26 protein-coding genes are annotated in these 24,519 nt (G+C 64.3%); 12 read left to right on the forward strand and 14 right to left on the reverse strand.

Annotated elements, in window-relative coordinates:
- The first annotated feature begins 30 nt into the window (after positions 1-30).
- The 3 genes from cobS to CRO48_RS18210 are packed head-to-tail and all read left to right on the forward strand — an operon-like array spanning position 31 to position 4,006.
- Positions 31-1,029 carry a cobaltochelatase subunit CobS gene (gene cobS, locus CRO48_RS18200; RefSeq protein WP_097141285.1) on the forward strand — a complete coding sequence of 333 codons (999 nt, stop codon included), beginning with the start codon at positions 31-33 and terminating at the stop codon, positions 1,027-1,029.
- Positions 1,030-1,047: 18 nt separating this feature from the next.
- A complete protein-coding gene (gene cobT / locus CRO48_RS18205) occupies positions 1,048-2,952 on the forward strand; it encodes a cobaltochelatase subunit CobT (RefSeq protein ID WP_097141286.1) in 1,905 nt (634 codons plus the stop codon).
- Between the two features lie 52 nt (positions 2,953-3,004).
- The gene (locus CRO48_RS18210; protein WP_097141287.1) at positions 3,005-4,006 is read left to right on the forward strand and encodes an esterase-like activity of phytase family protein; all 1,002 of its coding nucleotides are present in this window, start codon (positions 3,005-3,007) and stop codon (positions 4,004-4,006) included.
- A gap of 57 nt (positions 4,007-4,063) precedes the next feature.
- On the opposite strand, the gene CRO48_RS18215 is transcribed toward CRO48_RS18210, so the two are convergent.
- Positions 4,064-4,705, reverse strand: coding sequence for a queuosine precursor transporter (locus tag CRO48_RS18215; RefSeq protein WP_097141288.1), 642 nt, complete (start codon positions 4,703-4,705; stop codon positions 4,064-4,066).
- A gap of 117 nt (positions 4,706-4,822) precedes the next feature.
- Positions 4,823-5,107 (reverse strand): 50S ribosomal protein L28, encoded by a 285-nt coding sequence (gene rpmB / locus CRO48_RS18220; RefSeq protein WP_097141289.1) that lies wholly within the window; start codon positions 5,105-5,107, stop codon positions 4,823-4,825.
- Between the two features lie 280 nt (positions 5,108-5,387).
- Here rpmB and CRO48_RS18225 point away from each other — a divergent pair, with 280 nt between their 5' ends.
- Both CRO48_RS18225 and yddG read left to right on the forward strand, forming a co-directional pair.
- Positions 5,388-6,158 carry a DUF3108 domain-containing protein gene (locus CRO48_RS18225; protein ID WP_097141290.1) on the forward strand — a complete coding sequence of 257 codons (771 nt, stop codon included), beginning with the start codon at positions 5,388-5,390 and terminating at the stop codon, positions 6,156-6,158.
- Positions 6,159-6,191: 33 nt separating this feature from the next.
- The gene (gene yddG, locus CRO48_RS18230) at positions 6,192-7,082 is read left to right on the forward strand and encodes an aromatic amino acid exporter YddG (RefSeq protein ID WP_097141291.1); all 891 of its coding nucleotides are present in this window, start codon (positions 6,192-6,194) and stop codon (positions 7,080-7,082) included.
- 96 nt (positions 7,083-7,178) lie between these two features.
- On the opposite strand, the gene CRO48_RS18235 is transcribed toward yddG, so the two are convergent.
- Complete coding sequence (locus tag CRO48_RS18235; RefSeq protein WP_097141292.1) at positions 7,179-7,604, reverse strand: cupin domain-containing protein; 426 nt, start codon at positions 7,602-7,604, stop codon at positions 7,179-7,181.
- Complete coding sequence (gene gloB / locus CRO48_RS18240; protein WP_097141353.1) at positions 7,604-8,374, reverse strand: hydroxyacylglutathione hydrolase; 771 nt, start codon at positions 8,372-8,374, stop codon at positions 7,604-7,606. Before gloB ends, CRO48_RS18235 begins: the two co-directional genes overlap by 1 nt.
- A gap of 88 nt (positions 8,375-8,462) precedes the next feature.
- Here gloB and CRO48_RS18245 point away from each other — a divergent pair, with 88 nt between their 5' ends.
- Complete coding sequence (locus CRO48_RS18245) at positions 8,463-9,242, forward strand: class I SAM-dependent methyltransferase (protein WP_097141293.1); 780 nt, start codon at positions 8,463-8,465, stop codon at positions 9,240-9,242.
- A gap of 61 nt (positions 9,243-9,303) precedes the next feature.
- Positions 9,304-10,233: a prephenate/arogenate dehydrogenase family protein gene (locus tag CRO48_RS18250; RefSeq protein WP_097141294.1), complete on the forward strand. Its 930-nt coding sequence runs from the start codon at positions 9,304-9,306 to the stop codon at positions 10,231-10,233.
- A 6-nt stretch (positions 10,234-10,239) separates the two neighbouring features.
- Here the strand turns inward: CRO48_RS18250 and CRO48_RS18255 are convergent, their stop codons facing one another.
- Complete coding sequence (locus tag CRO48_RS18255) at positions 10,240-11,235, reverse strand: DUF2125 domain-containing protein (protein WP_176526800.1); 996 nt, start codon at positions 11,233-11,235, stop codon at positions 10,240-10,242.
- 196 nt (positions 11,236-11,431) lie between these two features.
- On the opposite strand from CRO48_RS18255, the gene CRO48_RS18260 reads away from it, so the two are divergent.
- Positions 11,432-11,971, forward strand: coding sequence for a gamma-glutamylcyclotransferase (locus tag CRO48_RS18260; RefSeq protein WP_280952676.1), 540 nt, complete (start codon positions 11,432-11,434; stop codon positions 11,969-11,971).
- A gap of 40 nt (positions 11,972-12,011) precedes the next feature.
- On the opposite strand, the gene CRO48_RS18265 is transcribed toward CRO48_RS18260, so the two are convergent.
- The 4 genes from CRO48_RS18265 to ftsE all read right to left on the reverse strand — a co-directional run bounded on the left by CRO48_RS18265 (position 12,012) and on the right by ftsE (position 15,320).
- Positions 12,012-12,803 (reverse strand): lysophospholipid acyltransferase family protein, encoded by a 792-nt coding sequence (locus CRO48_RS18265; protein ID WP_097141296.1) that lies wholly within the window; start codon positions 12,801-12,803, stop codon positions 12,012-12,014.
- 68 nt (positions 12,804-12,871) lie between these two features.
- Entirely contained in the window at positions 12,872-13,585 is a 714-nt protein-coding gene (locus tag CRO48_RS18270) for a YdcF family protein (protein WP_097141297.1), read from the reverse strand.
- Positions 13,586-13,660: 75 nt separating this feature from the next.
- Entirely contained in the window at positions 13,661-14,668 is a 1,008-nt protein-coding gene (locus CRO48_RS18275; RefSeq protein ID WP_097141298.1) for a cell division protein FtsX, read from the reverse strand.
- Positions 14,661-15,320 (reverse strand): cell division ATP-binding protein FtsE, encoded by a 660-nt coding sequence (ftsE, locus tag CRO48_RS18280; protein ID WP_176526802.1) that lies wholly within the window; start codon positions 15,318-15,320, stop codon positions 14,661-14,663. The genes CRO48_RS18275 and ftsE overlap by 8 nt, the downstream gene beginning before the upstream one ends.
- Positions 15,321-15,512: 192 nt before the next feature.
- On the opposite strand from ftsE, the gene CRO48_RS18285 reads away from it, so the two are divergent.
- The 3 genes from CRO48_RS18285 (at position 15,513) to CRO48_RS18295 (ending at position 17,311) form a co-directional block, all read left to right on the forward strand.
- Entirely contained in the window at positions 15,513-16,205 is a 693-nt protein-coding gene (locus tag CRO48_RS18285; RefSeq protein WP_141402071.1) for a hypothetical protein, read from the forward strand.
- A 63-nt stretch (positions 16,206-16,268) separates the two neighbouring features.
- The gene (gene hpt, locus CRO48_RS18290) at positions 16,269-16,814 is read left to right on the forward strand and encodes a hypoxanthine phosphoribosyltransferase (RefSeq protein WP_097141355.1); all 546 of its coding nucleotides are present in this window, start codon (positions 16,269-16,271) and stop codon (positions 16,812-16,814) included.
- 137 nt (positions 16,815-16,951) lie between these two features.
- Positions 16,952-17,311 carry a response regulator gene (locus CRO48_RS18295; RefSeq protein WP_097141301.1) on the forward strand — a complete coding sequence of 120 codons (360 nt, stop codon included), beginning with the start codon at positions 16,952-16,954 and terminating at the stop codon, positions 17,309-17,311.
- Positions 17,312-17,313: 2 nt separating this feature from the next.
- On the opposite strand, the gene CRO48_RS18300 is transcribed toward CRO48_RS18295, so the two are convergent.
- The 5 genes from CRO48_RS18300 to argH form a co-directional block, all read right to left on the reverse strand.
- Complete coding sequence (locus tag CRO48_RS18300; protein ID WP_210201999.1) at positions 17,314-17,886, reverse strand: DUF1349 domain-containing protein; 573 nt, start codon at positions 17,884-17,886, stop codon at positions 17,314-17,316.
- A gap of 118 nt (positions 17,887-18,004) precedes the next feature.
- Positions 18,005-20,644: a TIGR02302 family protein gene (locus CRO48_RS18305; RefSeq protein ID WP_407071938.1), complete on the reverse strand. Its 2,640-nt coding sequence runs from the start codon at positions 20,642-20,644 to the stop codon at positions 18,005-18,007.
- A 170-nt stretch (positions 20,645-20,814) separates the two neighbouring features.
- Positions 20,815-22,083 carry a diaminopimelate decarboxylase gene (gene lysA / locus CRO48_RS18310; RefSeq protein ID WP_097141303.1) on the reverse strand — a complete coding sequence of 423 codons (1,269 nt, stop codon included), beginning with the start codon at positions 22,081-22,083 and terminating at the stop codon, positions 20,815-20,817.
- A gap of 12 nt (positions 22,084-22,095) precedes the next feature.
- Complete coding sequence (gene lptM, locus CRO48_RS18315) at positions 22,096-22,275, reverse strand: LPS translocon maturation chaperone LptM (RefSeq protein WP_097141304.1); 180 nt, start codon at positions 22,273-22,275, stop codon at positions 22,096-22,098.
- A 117-nt stretch (positions 22,276-22,392) separates the two neighbouring features.
- Positions 22,393-23,796, reverse strand: coding sequence for an argininosuccinate lyase (gene argH / locus CRO48_RS18320; RefSeq protein ID WP_097141305.1), 1,404 nt, complete (start codon positions 23,794-23,796; stop codon positions 22,393-22,395).
- A 25-nt stretch (positions 23,797-23,821) separates the two neighbouring features.
- On the opposite strand from argH, the gene tlpA reads away from it, so the two are divergent.
- Complete coding sequence (tlpA, locus tag CRO48_RS18325; RefSeq protein WP_245423565.1) at positions 23,822-24,508, forward strand: thiol:disulfide interchange protein TlpA; 687 nt, start codon at positions 23,822-23,824, stop codon at positions 24,506-24,508.
- The last annotated feature ends 11 nt before the right edge of the window (positions 24,509-24,519 follow it).

The raw sequence follows: 24,519 nt of genomic DNA on the forward strand, positions 1-24,519 counted from the left end.
GATGCGAGCGGCGTCTGCTGCGGAGACATTATGAGCAAGATGGACCTCGACATTTCCAACCTCCCGGACACCACCGTTTCGGTTCGGGAGGTCTTCGGCATCGACACGGACCTGCGCGTGCCGGCCTATTCGAAGGCCGACGCCTATGTCCCGGATCTCGATCCGGACTACCTGTTCGACCGCCAGACGACGCTTGCCATCCTTGCCGGCTTCGCCCACAACCGCCGCGTCATGGTTTCCGGCTATCACGGGACCGGTAAATCCACTCATATCGAGCAGGTTGCAGCCCGTCTCAACTGGCCGTGCGTGCGCGTCAACCTCGACAGCCATGTCAGCCGTATCGACCTCGTCGGCAAGGATGCGATCGTGGTCAAGGACGGCCTGCAGGTCACCGAATTCAAGGACGGCATCCTGCCCTGGGCCTACCAGCACAATGTCGCGCTCGTCTTCGACGAATACGATGCCGGCCGCCCGGACGTCATGTTCGTCATCCAGCGCGTGCTGGAATCGTCCGGTCGCCTGACGCTGCTGGACCAGAGCCGCGTCATCCGCCCGCACCCGGCCTTCCGCCTGTTCGCGACTGCAAATACCGTCGGCCTCGGCGACACGACCGGCCTCTATCACGGCACACAGCAGATCAACCAGGCGCAGATGGACCGCTGGTCGATCGTGACGACGCTGAACTACCTGCCGCACGACAATGAAGTCGATATCGTCGCAGCGAAGGTGAAGACGCTGTCCGGCCGGAAGGACGGCCGCGATACGATCTCGCGCATGGTGCGCGTCGCCGACCTGACGCGCGCCGCCTTCATCAACGGCGATCTTTCGACCGTGATGAGCCCGCGCACGGTGATCACCTGGGCCGAGAATGCCGAGATCTTCGGCGACATCGCCTTTGCCTTCCGCGTCACCTTCCTCAACAAGTGCGACGAGCTGGAGCGGCCGCTTGTGGCCGAGCACTATCAGCGCGCCTTTGGCGTCGAGCTGAAGGAAAGTGCTGCCAACATCGTGCTGGAGGCGACGGCCTGAGGGCCGCACAGGTGAAACATGGCAGCAGCTCGCGGTGACAATTCCAGGCCGAGACCCGGCGCTCCGGTCGATGTCGAGCCTTTCCGGCGGGCACTGACCGGCTGCATCCGTTCGGTCGCCGGCGATGCCGAGATCGAGGTGGTGTTCGCCAATGAGCGGCCGGGCCTGACCGGCGAGAGCATGCGCCTGCCGGAACTCTCCAAGCGGCCGACACGCGAGGAGCTTTCCGTCACGCGCGGGCTTGGCGATTCCATGGCGCTGCGCAAGGCATGTCACGACCCCCGCATCCACGCGACCATGTCGCCGCCAGGCACGGATGCGCGCGCAATCTTCGACGCGGTGGAACAGGCTCGCGTCGAGGCGATCGGTTCCAACCGCATGAGCGGCATGGCGCAGAACATCTCCTCGATGCTGAGCGAGAAATATGCCCGCGCGAATTTCGGTGCGATTACGCGCCAGGCGGACGCCCCGCTGGAAGAAGCGGTGGCGCTGCTCGTGCGCGAGAAGCTGACCGGCCAGAAGGCGCCTGAATCGGCCGGCCAGGTGCTGGACCTGTGGCGCGGCTTCATCGAAGACAAGGCCGGCGCCGACTTCGGCGATCTGTCGGCTGCGATCAACGACCAGCAGGCCTTCGCCAAGATCGTCCGGCACATGCTCGCCTCCATGAACGTCGCCGAGGACATCGGCGAGGAGGATACGGAACAGGACGACCAGGACAGCGAGACAGACGAGGACCAGCCGCGCAGCAACGAGGAAGACGAGAGCGAATCGCAGGAAGAGGCCGGCGAAGAGGCAGCGCCTGCGGACGAGAACGAGACCGCCCAGGACCAGATGGAAGAAGGCGAGATGGACGGCGCGGAGATTTCCGACGACGAACTCGCCGACGAGGACAGCGAAGACAGCGAGACGCCAGGCGAGGTCCGGCGTCCGAGCATCTTCGGCGATTTCAACGAGAAGGTGGACTATTCGGTCTTCACCGAGGAATTCGACGAGACGATCGCTGCCGAAGAATTGTGCGATGAAGCCGAACTCGATCGGTTGCGGGCCTTCCTCGACAAGCAGCTGTCGCACCTGCAGGGCGCGGTGGGGCGGCTTGCAAACCGCCTTCAGCGCCGGCTGATGGCGCAGCAGAACCGCTCCTGGGAATTCGACCTGGAAGAGGGCTATCTCGATCCGGCCCGCCTGCAGCGCGTCATCATCGACCCGATGCAGCCGCTGTCGTTCAAGCGCGAGAAGGATACGAACTTCCGCGACACGGTGGTGACGCTCCTCATCGACAATTCCGGATCGATGCGTGGCCGGCCGATCACGGTGGCCGCAACTTGCGCCGACATTCTGGCCCGCACGCTGGAGCGTTGCGGCGTCAAGGCGGAAATCCTCGGCTTCACGACGAAGGCCTGGAAGGGCGGGCAGTCGCGCGAGAAGTGGCTTGCCAGCGGCAAGCCGCAGACGCCCGGCCGCCTGAACGACCTTCGCCACATCATCTACAAGTCGGCGGATGCCCCCTGGCGGCGCGCCCGGCGCAATCTCGGACTGATGATGCGCGAGGGTCTTCTGAAGGAGAACATCGACGGCGAGGCGCTGATTTGGGCGCACAACAGGCTGCTGGCCCGGCCCGAACAACGCCGCATTCTGATGATGATCTCCGACGGCGCGCCGGTCGACGACTCCACGCTGTCCGTCAATCCCGGGAACTACCTGGAACGGCATCTGCGCGCGGTGATCGAGCAGATTGAGACGCGCTCGCCTGTCGAGCTGCTGGCCATCGGCATCGGCCATGACGTCACGCGCTACTATCGGCGCGCCGTGACGATCGTCGATGCGGACGAGCTTGCGGGCGCCATGACCGAACAGCTGGCTGCGCTCTTCGCCGACGAGACGACGAGCCGCAGACGACCGGCCGGCCTGCGCCGGGCCGGCTGACGAGAAATTTCAATCCGGGCGGCGTTGCGCGCTTGCTTGGCACGGGGAGCCAATGACGCGACTGTCCGCCCTCTTTGCCCTGGTGCTGGCCGCGAGCGTCTTTGCCGCACCCGGTTCTGCGACCAGCGTCTCGCTCGAAATCGACAGCAGCACGATCCAGCATTTCGCCGTGGGCTCGGGGCAACGGGCCTTCGGCAAGCTGGAATTCGTCGGCGGCATAACCTTCACATCGCCGGACAAGCTCGTGGGGGCGATGTCCTCGATCCGGTTCCGTCCTGACCAGAAGCATTTCGTCGCCGCGCTCGATACCGGCCACTGGATGACGGGGGCGATCGAACGAGACGGAGAGGGCGCGCTGTCGGGCCTTTCCGAGGTGAAGATCACACCGATGCTCAACGCCAGGGGTGAACCCGAGAAGGCCAAGACGCTCGTCGATGCGGAGGGGCTGGCGCTGGCGCCGGGAGCGGCGATCGTCAGCTTCGAACAGCGCCATCGCGTGGACGTCTATCCTGATCCCGGCTTTGAGGCTTCAGCGCCGAAGGCCAGCTATCCGCTTCCGTTCCCGCGTTCGGAGTTGCGCAACAATCGCGGTTTCGAGACGCTGGCGATGGCTCCCGTCGACGGACCACTCGCCGGCGCGCCGGTGATCGTTGCCGAACGCAGTCTCGACCGGCAGGGGAATCTGTTCGGAGCCATTCTCGACGGACCGGCGAAAGGCACCTTCGCCGTCGTCCGCAACGATCCCTACGATGTCACCGACGGAGCCTTCCTGCCGGATGGGGACCTGCTGCTGCTCGAACGCCGCTTCCGGCTTTCCGATGGGATCGGCATGCGCATACGCCGCATCAAGGGTGCCGAGATCCGCCCGGGCGCGGTGGTGGACGGGGAGGTGCTGATGGATGCGGACATGAGCCATCAGATCGACAACATGGAAGGGATCGACGTGATGCAGCTGCCGGACGGCGACGTCCGCATCATCCTCGTTTCCGACGACAACCACTCGATCCTGCAGCGGAACCTGATGCTGGAATTCCGCCTGACAGGCGGCCTCTGAAACGCAAACGGGCCGCCCGGTTGCCCGGGCGGGCCCGCTGGAAGCATCTTCGACTGGTCAGGCCGAGGCCTTCTCCGCAGCCGGCATGGGCTTCAGCGTGCTCATCAGCGCGCCATAGGGCAGGAGCATCACCAGGCCCATCAGCAACTTTACGCCGAAATCGATGATCGCCCAGGAGATCCAGCGCTGCGCTTCGACGGCAAAGAGGCCGAGGACCGGCGCATGCTCGATTGCGAAGGGCTCGTTGGGGCCGAGCACCACGAAGGCGGGGGCAAAGGCGATGGAGAAGAAGATCAGCGTATCGAGCGCGGAGCCGACCAGTGAGCCGACGAGCGGTGCACGCCACCAGGTCTGCCGGCGCAGCTTGTTGAAGACGGAGATGTCCAGCAACTGGCCGAGCAGGAAGGCGGTCCCGGATGCGATGGCGATCCTGGGGCTGGCGACGGCGAAGGAGAAGACAATCGCGACGGCAAAGCCTGCGACGACCACCTTGCGCGCGGTGCGCGGGCCGAACTGGCGGTTGGTCAGGTCGGTGACGAGGAAGGCGACGGGATAGGTGAAGGCGCCGAAGGTGAGGATGTCGCCGAGGCTGATGCCGAAAAGCATGCCTGGCAGCGGATACTGCACGAGGATGTTCGAGGCGACGACGACGAGCGTCATCAGGAGGACGTAGATGAGGGTAATGCGGTTCGCCTGCATTTTTTTATCCTGGGTGATGCCACCAGTTGGAGGAATAACGATGTTTTCAATGAAATGAGGCCTGTCCGGACGTCCGGCCAAGCCTCATAAACTGTCAGAGAAAGTCGCGCTGAAAGATCAGGCGGCAGTCTTCTTGACGATCTGGCGGCGCAGCAGGCGCGCACGCATGGACAGCTCGTTCTCGTCGGCCTTCAGCAGGAAGGCGTCGAGGCCGCCGCGGTGCTCGACCGAGCGGAGGGCTGCTGCGGAAACGCGCAGGCGGAAACGCTGGCCGAGGGAGTCCGAGATGAGCGTGACGTTGCACAGGTTCGGCAGGAACTTGCGCTTGGTCTTGTTGTTGGCGTGGCTGACATTGTTGCCAGACTGGACGCCCTTGCCGGTCAATTCGCAACTACGGGACATGGATGCACCTATTCTTCTTTGGTTTCGGACAACACGTTTCCGGCGCCGTGTCCGGCCGCAGTCCGTCTGGCCTTATTGGAAAAGTTGCGGTTCTATAGTCACCCGCGCTTGCGGCGTCAAGCCAAACCTTGGGGTCGGCTGGAAAACTATTGCAAATCGCTGCGAATTGCGCCCAATACCGCAAGGGTATCCGCCAGCGTTCGCCGTCCGTCGAGATAGCAGCGGCGCAGAAATGCCGCAAAAGTAATTATAGTCTTTCCCACGAAGGAGCGGATGAAAGATGGGCTTGAGGGCTTGGATCGCGGCAGGTACCATCGCGGCGGTGACGGCAAGCGTCGCTGGCGCGACGGAGGTCGAGCACGTCACCGACTACAGCATCCGTCTCGCCGGCTTCCCGGTCGCGACTGCGAGCTTCCGTTCCGAATTCGACGGCAGGCGTTACACGATCTCGGGCCGCATGGATTCCTCCGGTCTCGCCGACATCCTCTCCAGCACGCACGGACGGACGTCGGTTTCCGGCACGGTCTCGGACGGCAAGCTGCGCGCCAACCGATATTCCATGTCCTATCGCAGCGGCAAGCGTGCCCGTGCCATCGACGTCACCTTCCGCAACGGCAATGTTGCCAGCGCTTCCATCCGGCCCGAGCGCCGGCGGTCGCCGGAAAACTGGGTGCCGGTGCGCGCCGGCGACATGCGCTCGGTGGTCGACCCGATCTCGGGGCTGATCATTCCCGCGACGAAGAACGTCTGCTCCAAAACGCTGCCGATCTTCGACGGGGAATCGCGGATGGACATCAGGCTGGTGGACAAGGGCACGCGCCCGTTCTCCACCAAGGGCTTCGATGGCGAAGTGAAGGTCTGCGGCGTGCGGTTCGTGCCGAAGGCCGGCTATCGCAAGGGACGCCGTGACGTCGAGTACCTGCGCAAGCTGACGACGATGGAGATCTGGTTTGCAAAGGCCGATCCCGTCGATGTATATGCCCCGGTCTTCGTCCGGATTCCGACTTCGCTCGGTCCGGTCACCGTTTCGGCTACCCGCTTCGGCGGCTGAGCCGTCGAAATAGCGCATGCGGGGCCCTTGCACGTGAAATTGAAAGCGACGCTTATTGGTTTTTCCGCGATCCTGATGTGGTCGCTACTGGCGCTTTTCACCACAGCGTCCGGCAAGATGCCGCCTTTCCAGCTTTCCGCGATCTGCTTTCTGATCGGCAGCCTGCCCGGCCTTGTCGTGCTTGCGCTGCGGCCGAAACGAATGGCGCTTCTGCGCCAGCCGGCGAAGGTCTGGGTCGTCGGGATTGCCGGGCTCTTCGGCTATCATTTCCTTTACTTCACCGCTCTGCGCAACGCGCCCGCCGTAGAGGCGGGGCTTATCGCCTACCTCTGGCCGCTGCTGATCGTCGTCGGCTCGGCGACCTTGCCGGGTGAAAAGCTGCGTTGGTACCATATTTCGGGTGCGCTCGCGGGCCTGGCGGGAACCTTCCTGATCGTCGCCCGCAACGGCCTGTCCTTTGATGGCGCCTATACGATCGGCTATGCCGCCGCCTTCCTCTGCGCCTTCACCTGGGCGGGCTATTCGCTTCTGACCCGCCGTTTCGAAGCGGCGTCGACCGATGTCGTCACCGGCTTCTGCCTTGCAACCTCGGTCCTTTCGTTACTGTGCCATCTCGGCCTGGAGACGACGGTCTGGCCGGAGACGGGCTTCGAATGGTTCGCCGTCGCAGGTCTCGGCCTGTTGCCGGTCGGGGCGGCGTTCTATGCGTGGGATTTTGGCGTGAAGAACGGCGATATCCAGATCCTTGGCGCCGCAAGTTATGCCGCCCCCCTGCTTTCGACGCTGAACCTCATCCTGATGGGATACGCGGAGCCGTCCTGGCGGATCGCGATTGCCTGCGTGCTCGTCACCGGCGGCGCGGTTCTGGCGGCCAAGGACATGATTTTCCGCGCGAAGCCTGTGGCTACTGCTGACCCTGTCTAGGGCCTGCCCGGTTCATTCTGAATCACACAGGCTCTGAATCACACAGGCTCCGGCCATCTTGGTTTTCGTTTTCCTTCCCTGACAGACTCCAGCTAGCTAGTTAGCGCCCGGCCGCCAGCCGGGCGGCGCCATCTCGAAAGCGTCGAAGGAAAAGCCGGGTGCTACAGTGCAGCCGACCAGCGTCCATTCGCCCAATGGTTCTGCCGACTGCCACCATCCGGCGGGCACGATGACCTGGGGCCGCTCCCCATTGGCGAGGTGGGGCCCCAGCACCTGACTGGTGCTGGTCTGGCCGTCGCCGCAGATCGACAGCCGCAGGGGGCCGCCGGCATAGTAGTGCCAGATCTCTGCGGCATCCCGCACGCGGTGCCAGTGCGAGCGTTCGCCCTTTTCGAGCAGATAGTAGATGGCGGTGGAGTGACCGCGCGCGCCGCCGTCGGTGTCGCGAAAGGTCTGGACGTACCAGCCGCCCTCCGGGTGGCGCTCCATGCCGAGGGTGGCGATGATCTGCGTCGGGGTCATCAGAAGCGGTCCTTGCGGCGGCGTATTTCGGCAAAGACCTCGCTGTCGGAGGCGTCCGGCATGTCAAGGACCTTGCGAATGCCCGGATCGGCGGCGCGCAGGAACGGGTTCGTCCGCTTTTCCAGCCCGATCGTCGTCGGTGCCGTGAAGCGGCCGGCGGCGCGGATGCGCTCGATCTCCGTGGCGCGCTCCTTCAGCGCGACGTTGTCGGGATCGACCGAAAGCGCGAAGCGGGCGTTGGACAGGGTGTATTCGTGGCCGAAATACACGGTCGTATCATCGGGAAGCGCTGCAAGGCGGGACAGCGACTGCCACATCTGCACGGGGGTTCCCTCGAAAAGGCGGCCGCAGCCGAGTGCGAACAGCGTGTCGGCGGCAAAAAGCAGTCCGTCGTCCGGCAGGTGGTAGCAGACGTGGCCTGCGGTGTGGCCGGGTGTCCAGATGACCTCGACGGGCCTGCCGGCGAAGTCGAAGCGGTCGCCATCGTCCACCGCCTTGTCGATCCCGGGAATCTTGTCCTTTTCCCGTGCCGGACCCATGATCACGGCGCCGAATTGCGCCTTCAGCGCCTCGTTCGCCTCGACATGGTCCTGATGATGATGCGTGGTCAGAATGTGCGTGAGCTTCCAGCCGCGCCGGGCCAGCGCATCGAGGATCGGCTTTTCCTCAGGCGCGTCGATGCTGGCCGTGGCGCCGCTGGCTGCATCGTGCAGAAGCACGCCGAAATTGTCGGTGCGGCAGCCAAAGAGTTCGATTTCGAGCGATGCCATGGGCATTGTTCCTTTCCCGTTGCGCGCAAACGCGGAATCTAGCGGGATGGGCCTTGAAGTCCATCGTCCCGTCGCTAACATCTCGCAAATGCATGCAGATATTGTCGATCTCCGCGAATTTTACCACTCTCCCCTCGGGCACCTCGCGGAGCATTCGATCACGATGTCGCTAGGTTCGATCTGGGCGCGCCTGCCGGAAGAACGGCTGGTGGGGCTCGGCTATGCGGTGCCGTATCTCGATCGGTTTCGCGGTGACACGGAGCGAACCTTCGCTTTCATGCCGGCGGGGCAGGGGGCAGTGAACTGGCCGGTAGGCGAGGCATCCGCCACCGCGCTGGTCTTCGACGAGGAACTGCCGCTGCCTGACGCGTCCATCGACCGCATCCTGATGGTGCACTCGCTGGAATTTGCGGAAAACCCGCGTGAGACGATGAAGGAACTCTGGCGGGTGCTGGCTCCCGGTGGCCGGCTGGTCATCGTCGTGCCGAACCGTCGCGGCGTCTGGGCGCGGATGGAACACACCCCCTTCGGCTCGGGCCGTCCTTATTCGCGCGGGCAGCTGACGCATCTTTTGCGCGAGACCAACTTCACGCCGGGTGCCAGCGCCGAGGCCCTGTTCTTCCCGCCGTCCAAGCACCGCAGCATCCAGAAGCTGCGCGGCGCCTTCGAGCGGCTGGGGCGATGGCTCTGGCCGATGTTTTCCGGCGTCCTCATCGTCGAGGCGCAGAAGCGGCTCTACCAGGGGCTGCCGGTGGCCGCCCGCGCTTCGCGGCGCGTCTTCGTTCCCGTCCTTGCGCCATCGGGTGTGCCGTCGACGCGGTCGTCCTTGCCGCGCAGGCCCCTCGACAATCCTCCGCCGCGCCGGTAATGGCTGCTCCACCATCCGCCTCGACGCAGGCGGGCTCCTATCCGGAAAAAGGGCGGCAGGCATGGCGGATCAACAGTTTGACAAGATTGCGCTGATCGGTATCGGCCTCATCGGCTCGTCCCTCGCACGGGCGGTGAAGGCGCAGGGCCTTGCCTCGTCGGTGGCGATCGCAACGCGCAGCGAAGAGACGCTCGAGCGAGCGCGTGAACTGGAGCTCGGTACCGAATACCACCTGGATGCGGCGGAAGCGGTGCGCGACGCCGATCTCGTCATCGTCTCGGTTCCGGTCGGTGCGTCGGGCAGCGTCGCCCAGCAGATCGCGCCCAATCTCAAGCCCGGCGCCATCGTCACGGATGTCGGCTCCACCAAGGCGTCCGTGGTCGCGCAGATGCTGCCGCATATCCCGAAGGGCGTCCACTTCATTCCGGGCCATCCGCTCGCCGGTACCGAGCATTCCGGTCCCGATGCCGGTTTTGCGGAGCTTTTCCGCGGGCGCTGGTGCATCCTGACGCCGGTGCACGGTACCGACAAGGCCGCCAAGCGACGTCTCGCCACCTTTTGGGAAGCGCTCGGTTCGAAGGTCGACGAGATGGATACCGAGCACCACGACAAGGTGCTGGCGATCGTGTCCCACCTGCCGCACATCATTGCCTACAACATCGTGGGCACGGCGGACGACCTGGAGACGGTAACCGAATCCGAGGTAATCAAGTATTCCGCCTCGGGCTTCCGCGACTTCACCCGTCTGGCTGCGTCCGATCCGACGATGTGGCGCGACGTTTGCCTGCACAACAAGGATGCCATTCTTGAGATGCTGGCGCGGTTCTCCGAGGATCTGGCCTATCTGCAGCGCGCGATCCGCTGGGGCGACGGCGAGAAACTTTTCGATCTCTTCACACGCACGCGCGCCATCCGCCGGTCTATCATCGACGCGGGGCAGGACACGGCGGCGGCCAACTTCGGCCGCCCGGATGCCACACCGGAAAAGTAGCCGCTATCAAAGCGGCGGGATCGCGGCGAGCGGAATGATTCCGAGATAGACGACGCCGTCCCTGACCCGGAGCCTGACGCTCGCCTCGTCCTTGCCGCCGGAAAGGCTGCGGATGGTGCTTGCAACACTCGAGGCGGTCTCAGCAATCTCGGGAAAAGCCTCGGCGACGGCATCGCGGACTGTGTCGATACCCTTCAACTGAACCTGGAAATTGCCCGACAGCCGCCCCTTGTCATCGACTTCATAGGGTCCGGAAAGCGCCGCATTGCTGCCGTTGACGAAGGCGAGGCTGAAATTGCGAAGCTCTCCCTTCGTGCCGTGCGGGGCAGTCGTCGGCGGCCCGTCGTTCAGCCAGTCGGCGGCGTTTTCGATCGTCGCATCGAGAACCACGTCCACCTGCGGCATGGTCGTGTCGGACACATTCAGGTTCAGCCCGTCGGCCGATAGCGCGATGTCGAGCGCTTCGTCATTCCTGCGAGCATGGACCTCGCCGTGGCGGGCGGAAAAGGCGAGGTTGACGTCGGTCCTGCCCGCGGTGAACGTCCCTTTGATCCCGTCATGGGCGATCGAAGTGCGTTCGAGGCCGCCGGTCCCGGCGACCGCGCTGGCGTGCAGGAGATCCCAGTCCGCTGTCAGCGCGAGATCCGGCGAGACGCGAATCTGCGCGGGGCCGTCTATTTCGAGGACGGCATGGCCCGGACGGTAGACCTGGGCTGCGGAGCGCAGGGCGCCGAAGCTTGCGGACGTGCCGGTCCGCTTGTCGTCGACGCCGATCGCATCGCAAAAGACGCCGATGCGGAAGGGGTATCCCTTAACGTCCAGCCCGGAGCAGGCCAGCGAGACGTCGGCTTCGGACATCTGGGTTCTGACATAGTTGCCGAGCCGGTTGGCGCCGTAGAACCAGGCTGCGGTGTACGCTGCGACGAACAGGACGATGCCCAGGCCGAGAAGCCAGAACCTACGGGCAATGCGCGATGTCGTGGCCCCGTTCGTCGATGTCATGCTTGCACTCCGTAGGACGAAAGGAAATGGACCGGGACGCGAAACGACCATGGCGATTCGCAGTTCCAGCGGTTTGTTTTATCGCGAATCCTGACCGAAAACCGCTTCGCAGTTTTCGGGATCCGCCTTAGATTGCACCGATGCCGGCAGAGAGCCGGCAATTGCGGCGGCATTCAGGTGGAAACGGTAAGGCGCGGTGGATACGGAAGAATTTTGGGTTTTCGGCTATGGCTCGCTGATGTGGAATCCGGGGTTCGAGATCGAGGATAGCCAGCCCGCCCGCCTGCACGGCTTTCGACGCTCGCTTTGCGTGCGCTCCTGGGTTCACAGGGGAACGCCGGAGGAGCCGGGGCTGGTCCTCGGCCTGGATCGTGGCGGATCTTGCCGCGGCATGGCCTTTCGCGTGGCGCCGCAGCGATGGCATGCGGTCCTCGACTATCTGCGTGAGCGCGAACTCGTCACGCACGTCTACAAGGAACGCACGCTCCCCGTCACACTCGCAGGCGGCGTCCGCAAGCCGGCGCTCGCCTACGTGATCGATCGGGCGCACCACCAGTATGCGGGGGCGTTGACGGTGGAAGACGCCGCGGCGACCGTCAGCACTGCGCGTGGCAAGTCCGGCCCGAATGCCGAATACGTTGCCAATACGCTTGCCCACCTGCGCGAGATGGGCATCCGCGACCATTGGCTGGAAGAGGTCGGACGCTCGGTCGAACGCCTCATGAACGGCGGCTGAGGCGCGTCAGGCTCACCGACCTGCCAGGCGTGGGGACCCATCAGGCATGACGTGCGCGCAGTTCTGCCACCCGGGCGGCTGCCGTGGGCGGCAGCGGCAGGTTCGGATTTGCCTCCACGGTTTCCAGAAGCAGCTTGTCGCTCGCCGTCTCCATCACGTCGATCAGGTGGGCCAGGAACGCGTCCGGATCCATCCCGGCGGGCACGGGCGGCAGGATGCGGACCTTGAAGTGGCCAGGATAGCGGAGGAACTTGCGTCGCGGCCAGAACAGGCCGGGATGCATGACGACCGGCAGGACGGGCACCTGCAGGTCGCGGTAGAGGCGGGCGATACCGTATTTGTATTCCGGCGGCGCGCCCGGCGGGCGGCGCGTGCCTTCCGGATAGATGATGAGCTGGCGGCCGCTTCTCATCTCGGCTTTGGCCCGCTCCATCACCGCCGCCATCGCCTTGCCGCGCGCGCCGCGATCAACCGGCACCATGCGCTGCTTGATAAGATACCAGCCAAACAAGGGGATCCACGTCAGCTCGCGCTTGAGAATGTAGAAGGGGTCGTCCTGCCAGGGCAAAAGCGCATAGGCGTCCCAGAACGACTGGTGCTTCGGCGCGAATATGTAGCCCTGGTCCTTTGGAATGTTCTCCAGGCCCTCGATTTCGAAGGTGGCGCCGACGATCTTGGCGAAGAGCCAGTGATTGCTGCGCGCCCAGTTCTTGGCGATGACATAGGCCTTCTTGCGCGGAAGCAGAAAATAGACCGGCGTCAACACGATCATCTGCGCAATCAGATTGAGATAGAAGGCGATGTTGAAAAGGATGGAGCGCAGAACGATCATCAGGCAAGAGCTCTCTGAGGAAGACACGCCTGACTACACGATATTTTTCGCGTCGGAAACCGGGCTGCTCAGTTCTCTTCCACAAGCGCTGCGTGGGTCTGGGCGTCGCGGCGCAGGCCGCTCGCCGTGCCGGCGCCGATCATGTCGCGCACCAGCGCGGCGGAGTACTTCACATACTCTGAAAGCATCGCCTTCATCACGTGCGGCTCGCCGAGCCAGCTGCCGTTCCTCAGGTCGGAATTGATCACCGGGTAGGAGACGAATTCCGTCTCGGCATCGCTGCGCCGAAGTTCCAGAAGGCTGCGCGGCATGTGGTAGTTGTTGGTCACCACCAGAACGGATCGATAGCCATGGTCGCTGATCCACTGCGCCGTCTCGTTGGCGTTGCCGATCGTGTCCATCGCGTCGTAGCCGATATCGACGCAGCAATCGAACAGGCTGGTCGAGCTCTGGGTGAACTTGCGGATCTGCGTGCCGGACGTGCTTGGATTGGCGCCTGAGATCAGCAGACGCTTGCCTGCGCCCTGCTTCAGTAGACCGATCGCCTGATCGATGCGCTGGAAGCCGCCCGTCAGGACCACGATCGCATCCGCGCGGGGATTTCTCGGGGTTTCCATGGCGGCGATCGTTTCTGCAAAATACAGGAACCCCCCGAGCATGCTGCCGCAGAAGACGAGCAGGAATGCCAGGAAAACGCGGACAAACCGACGTATAGGGCGAATTCGCCAGCGCTTGCGCGCCGGTTGCCCGTCCTTCTGCGTCAGGTGTCTCGTTTCGTCCATGGTAGCCATGATTCTTCTATTTAACCCGGGATTGCGGCAAGGACGAGTCCGTAGACATGCGATGGCCGGTCCTGGTCATGTGTCAGGCAGGTCGTCGGTGCGCGCGGGGTCGGAGCGGATGCGGTCGATCTCGAAGATCGTGCGCATCACGGTGAAGCGCGCCGTCAGCGTCGTGAGCAACGCGATGACGATCATCGTTGCGGCAATGCCGAGATAGCCGCTCACCCCCACGGAGAAGTTTCCGAACAGGGCGGTGGCCTGGTCGCTTTCCGGCGTGGCCAGCGTTCGGTTCTGCCAGTATCCGGCGATGGCGAAGACGATTGCCGCCAGCGCGCCGCCCGCAAAGGAGCCTTTCAGGCTGATCTTCAGGAAATGCTTCTGGAATTCGGAGGCGACGAACCCCGCTTCAGCACCAACGAAATGCAGCACCTCGATGATGTGGCGGTTGCCGGACAAAGCACCGCGGGTGGCGAAGACGACCGTCAGGACCATGGCGGAGAAGACGAGAATCAAAACGCCCATGCCGATCCAGGCCGTCGTTCTCGCCATGGTGACCAGCCTGTTCACCCAGGTCCTGTGATCGTCGAGAAAGGCCTGCGGAATGGTTTCCGTCAGCGCCTGTCGCATCGCGCCGAAATCGGGCGGGTTCTGCTCGTCGATGGTGATGATGACGAGCCGCGGCACCGGCAGTTCGTCCAGGTCGAGACCCTCGCCGAGCCAGGGCTCGAGCAGCCTGGCGGTTGCGGCGCGGTCGACGATCGTGCCGTCCTTCGTGCCGGTGAAGGTGAGTGCCAGATCGCGGGCGTCACGCAGCGCCGCCTCCATGTCCAGCCCGTCGTCCGGCTTGATCTGGATGGTAATCTCGCGGGAGATCTGGCTTTGCCAGCTGGCCGCGGTTGCCCGCACCATGCTCACGGCCCCGTATGTCAGGCAGGCCAGAAAAGCCATGATGGCGATCACGAACATCAGTGCGTTGCCAGAGACGTTCGCCGGCGGCACGATGGGGGCAGTCGGGCGGACGCGCATCTCCGGGCGCTTCTGGTTGCCCTCCTGCGGCTGCGGGCGTGTGGCTGCCTCACTCATAGATGTCGAGCCGCCCTTGCGAGAGGATCATGCGCCGCGCATCCACCTGATCCATCAGCGACAGGTCGTGGGTAGCGATGACGACGGCGGTTCCGAGGCGGTTCAGTTCCATGAACAGGCTCAGCAAGCGGCGCGCCATCGGCGGATCGACGTTGCCGGTCGGTTCGTCGGCGAGCAGCAGTTCCGGGCGGTCGATCAGGGCGCGGGCGATGGCCGCACGCTGTTTCTCTCCGCCGGAAAGTACCGGAGGCAGGACGTTGATCCGCTCGCCGAGGCCTACCCATTTCAAAAGATCGAGCACGTCGGCGCGGTAGCTCGCCTCTTCCTTGCCACGCACGCGCAAGGGCAGGGCGACGTTCTCATAGGTCGTCAGATGGTCCAGCAGGCGGAAGTCCTGGAAAACGATGCCGATCCGCCGCCGCAGCATCGGCAGCTCGTCGCGCGGGATCGTGGCGATGTCGCGATCGAAGGTGCGCACGAGGCCGCGCGTTGGCTGCAACGACAGGAACAGGAGCTTCAGCAGCGTCGATTTTCCCGCCCCCGAGGGCCCCGTCAGGAACTGGAAGGAACGACGCGGAATGTCGAAGGTGAGGTCGCGGAGCACTTCCGGACCCATCCCGTATCTCAGGCCGACATTCTCGAAGTGTATCAAAGGGACAATCCGGTTTTCGTCTTCGCGCGCGTGACGCGCCATTCGCATCTTGCCGATGGCACGGAATCAAGGCCCATCCAAGGCCGGTTTCCGAAGCATTAACCAGTATGGTTTACGTTTGGTAAGCAATCGATTCAATGCCCGACTTTTAGCGGGTGAAACTCGTCGGACGAGCACGACAGGAGCACCGCCATGACAGCATTCGGCGCAAGGCGCGAGAGAAGCGTCCCGTTCGATCTCCTGCCGCCGGAGCCCGGCCGGCAACGGAGAAGCCCCGTTCCGCGCCGAAAAATGGCCGAGATCGTCGACGCCGATTTTGTCGTCGTAACGGATTCTCCGGCAGCACCGCGAGGCATTGCACGCAACGATAATGGTCTGCCGGGTACCTCGGGACTGCGGACTTTCGCTTCTTCTGGCGCAGGAATGACGGTGAGGGGGCTGGTGCGGGCGGTGCGGCTTGTGGAGCAGGCTCTACAGATCCTGCCGGCGCGCGCATTCGGGACCATCGTGGCTGGCAGCGTCGCCGGCTCCTTTTTTTTCGCGGGAGGGCTTTCGGCCCTTGCAACCGTCTTTTCCGCCGGAGGCGAGCCCGGCCGGCTGCAGGTTGGCGGCGTGACCTATTCGCTTGACGACCGGGACGGAATGAAGGTTCTTTCCATCTACGGAACGCTGGAAAACCGGTCGCGCGAGGAGCGTGCCGTCCCGTCGATCCTCGTGGACGTCGTCGGCGGCGGCAGGGGGGCTGCGCGGCACCGGATTGAATTGACGGACGGCAGCATGCCCGCCGGAGCGAGCCGCCCATTCGCGCTGAAAATACCACATACGGGCGCAGGACTGCCGAAAGTCGCGGTTTCGCTCGCGTCCGAGGATGCGTTGCAACGGTGATTGTGCTATGCGGCAGCGAGCGGCAGACGCCGCAAGACGAAACGCCGTGGGAGCCAGATCGCGATGCAGGTAGTGCGCGGGAAGAAAATCGAAACGCTCTATAGCGCCGAGGAAATCGCCCGGCGGAATTCGGAGATGGCCGCGCAGATCAAGTCGGGTCCGACGAAGGACTTGCTGGTGATCTCGATCCTCAAGGGCTCCTTCATCTTCGCGGCCGACCTGATTCGCGCCATGCACGCGACCGGGCTTGCGCCGGAGGTCGAGTTCATCACGCTTTCCAGCTACGGCAAGGGAACGACGTCGCAGACCGTCAAGATCGTCAAGGACATCGACAGCGACGTCCATGGCCGCGACATCCTGCTGATCGATGATATTCTGGAATCCGGTCGTACCCTGCAGTTCGCCAAGGAACTTCTGCTCGAACGTGGCGCCAATCACGTGACGATTGCCGTCCTTCTCGACAAGCGCGTCAAGCGTCAGACGGACCTCGAGGCGGACTATGTGGGCTTCGAGTGTCCGGATCATTTCGTCGTCGGATACGGGATGGACGTGGCCTATGCCTTCCGCGAACTGCCCTTCGTCGGCGTGGTGACGGGCGACGCCGAGTAGCCGGCCCCTCGATTTCCCTTTCCGCTGTTTACCGATCGCAAACGAAACTCTGGTCTTTTCTGGCACGGGGCAGCGCTAACGGCGGCGCGTCTTGCGCCCGAAGGACAGGGCCGGATGGACGGCTCGAAGGGAACACCATGGCAAGAATTCTGATCACGGAAGACGAGGATTCGCTTCGTATCTTCGTTGCGCGCGCGCTGCGGCTCGACGGGCACGAGACGGTCGAGGCGGCCGACGGCGCGCAGGGCCTGGAGACGCTGGCGGAGAGCCGGTTCGACCTGCTTCTGTCCGACATCCGCATGCCGGTCATGGACGGCATCGAGCTTGCCCATCGCGCCGCACAGGCGCATCCGGACCTCAAGATCCTGCTGATGACCGGGTATGCCGAGCAGCGCGAGCGCGCAGAGGATCTTGCCGAAAAGATCGTCGATGTGGTCGCGAAACCATTCAGCCTGCCTGATATCCGCACCGCCGTCGCCCGCGCGTTGGCTGCTTAAGCTCAACTGAGGTCGTGCAGGTCCTTCCCGAGCGGAGGCGACAGGCTGAACTCGGAAAATTCGACCCTGAGCCCGGCGCGCTCCGGCGTGCAGCACATCGGGCCCACGAGGTAGGATGCTGCGACCGGAAACGGGGCCAGGCGGACGAGCGGCCATTGCTTGCCATCGGCCGAGACCTGGAGGCGCAATACGCCCCCCGACACCGTTGCCCGAATTCGAAAATCCGACGGGTCGAAGGGGCAGGCAGCCGTTGCCCAGTCGGATTGCCCATCGGTCAGGACGCTGCTGAGCATTGCCCGTCCGTCCGACAGCTCGACGCCCGCCTTGACCCAGTGCGCCTCGTCCACTCGAACCATGATGCCTGCCTGATCATAGAGCGCATCGTATCCCGCTTTCACGCGCACCTGCGCCGTGAAGGCGCTGCCCGTTCGAAAGCCGAGAAAATGCCCACTGTCGCGCGTGAAGCCGTAGTGCGTCTCACGCCAGAAATCGCTTCCGCGATCCGTCGTCACTTCGATAACGCCGTCGTGCTCGCTCCATGTCTCGGGCTCGTTGAGCCAGATGCCACCCTTCATCTGTGGTCCTTTCATGTGAGGGAGATGTGCCGAGAAAATGGCCTGCGACTTGCCGATCGGCGGCATCCAATCGTGGAGCCGGAGGAAAGGCGCCTGCATCGGGATCGATCTGATAGCGTCATTCGATTCCGAGCAGGCGTTCCAGGTAGTTGCGCTCGATGACGGGCGCGCTGCCGGTGCCGAGGCGGCGGCGGATCTCTTCCAGGATTTCCCTGGCGCGCTGAATGTCGATCTCTTCCGGAACGCGGGTGCGTCCGTCGTAATCGGGGCCTTCGGCGGTGTCGGGACGCTCGCGCCCGAGGGGATCGCGGCCGTTGCGTCCCATTTGCGGCTGGCCCTGGCCTTCGCCGGCCTGCCCCATCGCCTGCATCTGGTTCATCATGTCCTGGGCGCCCTGACGCAGCGCTTCAAGCGCCCGTCCCTGGCTGCCGACGGCGGCCTCGCCCTGGCCTTTGCCGAGCGACTGCGAAGCGCCGTCCATCTCGCGACCGGCCTGGCCGAAGCCCTCGCCGGGCTCGATGCCCATTTCCTTCAGGCCCTTCTGCAGCTCGCCGAGCTGTTTGGAAAGCGCCTCCTGCTGGGCCTTCAAATCCTTCAACGCCTGACGCAGCTGCTCTTCCGTCATCTGGTCGGTCGGAGACTGCTCCTGCTGGCCCTGCTGTCGCTGCTGGCCCTCGTCGCCGGGATCGCCGAACATCTCCTCTTCGCCCGGCAACGGGTCGCCACGCTGCATGCGGTCGCGCAGCGCCTGATCAAAGTTGAACGTCTGGTCCATCAGCTTCTGCTGTTCCTGCATCAGCTTGCCGAGCTTGTCCATCTGCTGGCGCATGGCATCCGACTGCTGGCCCTGCTGCTGCGGGCGCCGTCCAGCCTGCAGGTTGTTGAGCATGCGCTGCATTTCGGAGAGCATCTGCTGGGCCTGATCCTTGGCGCCTGAGCGTGCGAGGTTCTCGATCTGGTCCATCATGCGTTCCAGATCCTGCTGGCGCAGGATCTGGCCCTGCTGCGCGCTCTGCTGCATCTGGCCGTTCTTCTGCGCCTGGCGGGCCAGTTCCTGCATGTAGGCCTGCATGGCCTCACGCAGTTCCTGCATCAGCTTGGCGATTTCCTCGTCGGAGGCGTTGCGGTCCAGCGCTTCGGAGAGCGCCTGCTGCGCCTCGCGCAGGCGGCGGTCGGCGAGGGAGAGGTTGCCGTCCTCGATCCCGAGGGCGATTTCCCAGAGATAGTCGGCGGTCTCGCGCAGCTGATCGTCGTTGCGGGCAAGCCGCATACGTTCCTGTGCCGACTTGATCAGGAGGAAATGGATCGGGTCGGGGATCGTCTCTTCCGGCCGCATCATCAGCGCCTCGTTGAGCGCAATCGCCCGCGGAAGCTGGTTGGCATCGAGCGCAAAGGTCTGGCGCTGTTCGGCGACGGCGGCGGCGAGCGGCTCGAAGAAGGCCCTGGCCGGCAGAACCATCTCCTGCGGCTGGCTGCGGCCTTCCTGTCCAGCGGCATCGCGTGCCACGAGCGTGATGCGGACTCGCTTGCCGGCCAGCGGGTGCTCACTGAGGTTGCGGCTCGTCGTGCCCTTCGCTTCGCGGCCATTGCGGCGAGGAAGGTCGAGACGATATTCCGGCGGCGGATAGAGGGGGCGTGCGTCTTTCGCCGGCTCGTCCACCGGCAGGATCTCCGCATGCGCCTCCTGAATGCCGTAATCGTCCCTGGCGATGAAGCTGATCTCGAGGGCCGCGGCGACGGTCCTGCGGGGCACGCCGTCAAAGGCGATCTCAGGGACGTGATCGGGGATAACGCTGAAGGCCCATTCCCGACCATCGAGCGAAAGGGTGCCGTTCTTGAGGATCTTGTAGCGCAGCGTCTTGGGCTGGTTGTCCGCAGCCTGCTGCGGTTCGGCGTTTGCGGGGGCGGCGGTTTCGGTCCCGTCACCCGCCTCGGGCTTGTCGTCATCGGTTTTAGGCTGCTCGGGGCGGATGATGGCCGCCTCTTCGCCGTCCGGTCGATAGGTGACGTCGCCTGTAAGGTTGCCACCGGTGACCCGCACGGTCAATTCGCTGAACTGCGGTACCCTCAACTGTCCTTCCGCCGGTTCCGCGGTGCCGGTCAGGAACATCGGCGCACGGCCGGTATGGGCCGGCGGAGTGACCCAGGCGTCGATACGGACGTCCGGCCTGTCGGCTGCCGGCTGGTGCAGGTGGAGGGCGTCGATCAGAAGGCCGGCACGGTTGGAATAGGAGAACGCGAACGCGATGACGACCAGCAGGACCGGGATCGCGCGCAGACCGTACCGGTCGAAGCGTGCAATATCGGGGCGCGGCAGGCCTGGCTGGAGCAAACCGATCGTCCGGGCCATGCGGGCCCGGTGCTCGCGCCAAAGCGCGTCTGCGACCGGCCCGCCGCCGGCGGGACGATCCGTCTGCACCTGGATCGCCTGATGGGAGAGGCCGTTGCGCTGCTCCAGCATCCGGTCCGCCTGCTCGGCCTGCGGCCAGACGGCGTGCCGAAGCCGGGCGGCCAGCACGACAAACGCGAGCGCAAAGCCGCCGAGCGTCGCAAGATGAAGCCACGCAGGCACGTAGCGGAAATAGCCGAACCACGTCAGCGCAAGGAAGGTCGCGACGAGCAGGGCCACCGGCAGCAGTTTCGGCAGGAGGCGTTCGGCGAACAAGACTGCGCGCGCCAGTGCACGCTTGCGGCGAAGGCGTGCCGCGAGGCTGTCGCTACGATCCATGCCGGAGGCGTTTTCGGCGTCTTCGTGCATTCATCCTCGATTCGCGCAGGCTTGCAGTCGGCACGCTACGCGGCCATTGAGCGCCAAGGATAACATCCTTTGTGGCGAAGGCGAGGGCGCGCGCGAAATCGTGATCACTTTGCGGAGACGCAGGCTATGCGACCGCCCGGCTCGAGCGGTCGCCCGGCCGGTTAGCCGTTTCAGCTGAGCCAGTCCGGTACCGAATCGAGGCTGATCAGCTCCTCGTAGGTCCGGCGTGGCCGGATGACGTGGAATTCGCCACCCTTGACCAGGACCTCGGGCACCAGCAGACGCGAATTGTAGGTGCCGGCCTGGACCGCACCGTAGGCGCCGGCCGAACCGACCGCGATGAGTTCGCCCGGCTTGGGCATGGCCATCTCGCGGTCGAGCGCGAGATAGTCGCCGGTCTCGCACACAGGGCCGACGACGTCGGCGCGGACGCGCGGCGCGTTTGCGGCGGAAATCACGACAGGGCGGATCTCGTGCCAGGCCTCATAGAGCGTCGGCCGGATCAAGTCGTTCATCGCGCCGTCGACGATGACGAAGGTCTTCTCGCCGCCATCCTTCACGTAGATGACCTCGGTCACAAGAATGCCGGCATTGCCGACGATCAGGCGTCCCGGTTCGGTGACGATCCTGCAATCCAGGCCCTGGAGCTCGTTCTTGACGATCTGCGCATAGGCATCGGGGAGTGGCGGGGGCGAATTGTCGCTCCTGTAGGGAATGCCAAGACCGCCGCCGACGTCGACGTGGTCGATAGTGTGACCGTCGGCGCGCAACGTCTGCACCAGTTCCCGCAGAAGCCGGAAGGCATCCTCGAAGGGCTGCAATTCGGTGATCTGGCTGCCGATGTGCATGTCGATACCGGTCACCTTGATGCCCGGCAATTCGGCGGCGCGGGCATAGACGGCACGCGCCCGTTCCCAGGTGATGCCGAACTTGTTTTCCTTCTTGCCGGTCGAAATTTTGGCGTGGGTGCGCGCATCGACATCGGGATTGATGCGGAAGGAGACATGGGCCTTCTTGCCTGCCTTCACAGCGCGGGCGTTGAGAACCTCCAGTTCCGATTCCGATTCCACGTTGAAGCAGTAGATGCCGGCTTCCAGCGCAAGATCCATTTCCCGCGGCGTCTTGCCGACGCCGGAAAACATGATGCGCTCGGCGGGTACGCCTGCTGCGAGCGCGCGTCGCAGCTCGCCTTCGGAAACCACGTCCATACCGGCGCCGAGGCGCGCAAGCGTCTTCAGCACCGCCTGGTTGGAATTGGCCTTCACGGCGTAGCAGACCAGCGCATCCACGCCGTCGAACGCCTTGGAAAACACCTTGAAATGGCGCTCCAGCGTCGCGGTCGAATAGCAATAGAAGGGCGTGCCGACCGCCTTGGCGATTTCCGGAACGGGCACGTCCTCCGCATGGAGAACGCCGTCGCGATATTCGAAATGGTTCACGTGTCTGTTCCGTCAGAGAAGCGGGTCGAGCAGGAAGGGTCTGTCCTCGACCTGCTGTTTCTTGCCCTTTTCGGCCGGCTTGCTGGATGCCGCGCCGGGTACTTCGAGATCACCCTTGCGGCCGCAGGCCGAAATCACCGTCGCCGAAAGAACAAGGACGAAGGCCAGCCTGGCAGTGGTCTTGAGTGTCATGCGGTTCGCGGCTCCGAAAGCGGTCTCGATTGGGTGTGCAACACTTAGCAGAAGCGGGATGCGTTTGTGCACCCTGATTCTTCTGATGAATCACACAAGGGGCGATCCGTCGCCCGTTCAGTTGCGCCCGCGCCACCAGGCGATCTGCTGGCGGACGTTCGCCGGCGCGGTTCCGCCGAACGAGGTGCGGCTTGCGACAGACGCCTCGACGGTCAGCACGTCATAGACCTTTTCGGTGATTGCGGGATTGATCGCCTGCAGCTCGTCGAGCGCGAGCGCGGATAGCTCGCACCCCTTCTGCTCGGCCAGCGCCACTGCGCGGCCGGTAACATGGTGAGCGTCGCGGAAGGGAAGGCCGGCCTCGCGCACCAGCCAGTCGGCCAGATCGGTCGCCGTCGAGTAACCCGAACCGGCTGCTGCCTTCATCCGGTCGGTGCGGACCGTCATGTCGCGAACCATGCCGGTCATGGCGGCGATCGCAAGCTCCAGGTTCTCTGCGGCATCGAAGACCTGCTCCTTGTCCTCCTGCATGTCCTTGGAATAGGCGAGCGGCAGGCCTTTCATCACCGTCAGCAGAGCGACCAGCGAACCGTTGATGCGGCCGGTCTTGGCGCGCACGAGCTCGGCTGCGTCCGGGTTCTTCTTCTGCGGCATGATCGAGGAGCCGGTCGAGAACGCGTCCGAAAGGCGGATGAAGCCGAACTGCGGCGTCGACCAGATGACGATCTCCTCGGCAAGCCGCGACAGGTGCGTGGCGGCGATCGCGGCGATGGAGAGGAATTCCAGCGCGAAGTCGCGGTCTGACACGGTGTCGATCGAGTTGCGGGTGGGCTCGCGGAAACCGAGCGCCTGGGCGGTCATGTGGCGATCGATCGGGAAGCCGGTGCCGGCGAGCGCTGCTGCGCCGATCGGGCTTTCGTCCAGGTGTTCGATGGCGTGGCGCACACGGGCCCGGTCGCGCCCGAACATCTCCACATAGGCCATGCAGTGATGGCCGAAGGTCACCGGTTGGGCGGTCTGGAGATGGGTGAAGCCGGGCATGACGGTATCGGCGTGCTCTTCGGCGCGGTCGAGGAAGGCGGCGATCAGCGCCGACAGCATCTTCTCCGTCTTCTGTAGTTCCTCCTTCACCCAGAGGCGGAAATCGAGCGCCACCTGGTCGTTGCGCGAGCGGGCAGTGTGCAGCCGGCCGGCGGCGGGGCCGATCAGGGCCGCAAGCCGCGCCTCGACGTTCATGTGGATGTCTTCCAGCTTGCGGGAGAATTCGAACACGCCGCTTTCGATCTCCGCCAGGATCTGCTGCAGCCCTGCGACGATCTTGTCCTTGTCATCGGCGGAAATGATGCCTTTATGGGCCAGCATGGTCGCATGGGCGATCGAGCCGCGGATGTCCTGGGCATACAGCTTCTTGTCGAAGCCGATCGAGGCATTTATCTCCTCCATGATCGCATCCGGGCCCGAAGCGAAACGGCCACCCCACATCTGGTTCGAGGACTGGGTCTCAGATTTTTCGTCAGCCATGGGATTGCCTATCCTGGAGAATGAAATGACAGTCGAGAAGAGGCCGGGCCGTCCGGTCAGAAAACTGATCGCGGTTGCCGCACTTGCCGGAATCCTCGCCGGTGCGGCAGCGGTATACGTGATGGAGAGCGGGTCTGGCAATGCCGGGCAGGATGCGACGGCCGCAGCCGGCGGCCAGCAGTGCCCCCTGGCGAGGGACAAGGCTGCGGCACTGACGCCGCTGTTTGCCGGACAGGTCGCCGCGATGATGGCCGTGGACGAACCGCGCCCGCTGCCGGCACTCGCCTTCGACGGTCCCGACGGGCAGAAGCGGACGATCGCAGACTTCGCCGGCAAGACGCTGCTGGTCAATCTGTGGGCGACCTGGTGCGTGCCATGTCGCGAGGAGATGCCGGCGCTGAACGCGCTGCAGAAGGAGCTCGGCAGCGATCGCTTCGAGGTGGTGGCGATCAACATCGACACCGGGACCGACGAGAAGCCGAAGGCCTTTCTCGACGAAACAGGGGTCCACGACCTCGGCTTTTATCGCGACAGCTCGATGGGCGTCTTCAATGCGCTGAAGAAGGAAGGGCTTGCCTTCGGTCTGCCGGTGACGTTGTTGATGGATGAGAAGGGATGCCTCGTTTCCGCGATGAACGGTCCCGCCGCCTGGGACAGCGACGATGCCAAGGCGTTGATCAGGGCCGCCGTTGCTGCGGCCCCGGATGCCTGACGCCTGACGTC

The sequence above is a fragment of the Rhizobium subbaraonis genome (genome assembly GCF_900220975.1).
Classification (GTDB): Bacteria; Pseudomonadota; Alphaproteobacteria; order Rhizobiales; family Rhizobiaceae; genus Mycoplana; species Mycoplana subbaraonis.

Coding starts and splice junctions, on each gene's coding strand:
- cobS (WP_097141285.1), top strand. CDS start 31: ATGAGCAAGATGGACCTCGACATTTCCAACCTCCCGGACACCACCGTT.
- cobT (WP_097141286.1), top strand. CDS start 1,048: ATGGCAGCAGCTCGCGGTGACAATTCCAGGCCGAGACCCGGCGCTCCG.
- CRO48_RS18210 (WP_097141287.1), top strand. CDS start 3,005: ATGACGCGACTGTCCGCCCTCTTTGCCCTGGTGCTGGCCGCGAGCGTC.
- CRO48_RS18215 (WP_097141288.1), bottom strand. CDS start 4,705: ATGCAGGCGAACCGCATTACCCTCATCTACGTCCTCCTGATGACGCTC.
- rpmB (WP_097141289.1), bottom strand. CDS start 5,107: ATGTCCCGTAGTTGCGAATTGACCGGCAAGGGCGTCCAGTCTGGCAAC.
- CRO48_RS18225 (WP_097141290.1), top strand. CDS start 5,388: ATGGGCTTGAGGGCTTGGATCGCGGCAGGTACCATCGCGGCGGTGACG.
- CRO48_RS18235 (WP_097141292.1), bottom strand. CDS start 7,604: ATGACCCCGACGCAGATCATCGCCACCCTCGGCATGGAGCGCCACCCG.
- gloB (WP_097141353.1), bottom strand. CDS start 8,374: ATGGCATCGCTCGAAATCGAACTCTTTGGCTGCCGCACCGACAATTTC.
- CRO48_RS18245 (WP_097141293.1), top strand. CDS start 8,463: ATGCATGCAGATATTGTCGATCTCCGCGAATTTTACCACTCTCCCCTC.
- CRO48_RS18250 (WP_097141294.1), top strand. CDS start 9,304: ATGGCGGATCAACAGTTTGACAAGATTGCGCTGATCGGTATCGGCCTC.
- CRO48_RS18255 (WP_176526800.1), bottom strand. CDS start 11,235: ATGACATCGACGAACGGGGCCACGACATCGCGCATTGCCCGTAGGTTC.
- CRO48_RS18265 (WP_097141296.1), bottom strand. CDS start 12,803: ATGATCGTTCTGCGCTCCATCCTTTTCAACATCGCCTTCTATCTCAAT.
- CRO48_RS18270 (WP_097141297.1), bottom strand. CDS start 13,585: ATGGACGAAACGAGACACCTGACGCAGAAGGACGGGCAACCGGCGCGC.
- CRO48_RS18275 (WP_097141298.1), bottom strand. CDS start 14,668: ATGAGTGAGGCAGCCACACGCCCGCAGCCGCAGGAGGGCAACCAGAAG.
- CRO48_RS18285 (WP_141402071.1), top strand. CDS start 15,513: ATGACAGCATTCGGCGCAAGGCGCGAGAGAAGCGTCCCGTTCGATCTC.
- hpt (WP_097141355.1), top strand. CDS start 16,269: ATGCAGGTAGTGCGCGGGAAGAAAATCGAAACGCTCTATAGCGCCGAG.
- CRO48_RS18295 (WP_097141301.1), top strand. CDS start 16,952: ATGGCAAGAATTCTGATCACGGAAGACGAGGATTCGCTTCGTATCTTC.
- CRO48_RS18300 (WP_210201999.1), bottom strand. CDS start 17,886: ATGAAGGGTGGCATCTGGCTCAACGAGCCCGAGACATGGAGCGAGCAC.
- CRO48_RS18305 (WP_407071938.1), bottom strand. CDS start 20,644: ATGCACGAAGACGCCGAAAACGCCTCCGGCATGGATCGTAGCGACAGC.
- lptM (WP_097141304.1), bottom strand. CDS start 22,275: ATGACACTCAAGACCACTGCCAGGCTGGCCTTCGTCCTTGTTCTTTCG.
- argH (WP_097141305.1), bottom strand. CDS start 23,796: ATGGCTGACGAAAAATCTGAGACCCAGTCCTCGAACCAGATGTGGGGT.
- tlpA (WP_245423565.1), top strand. CDS start 23,822: ATGACAGTCGAGAAGAGGCCGGGCCGTCCGGTCAGAAAACTGATCGCG.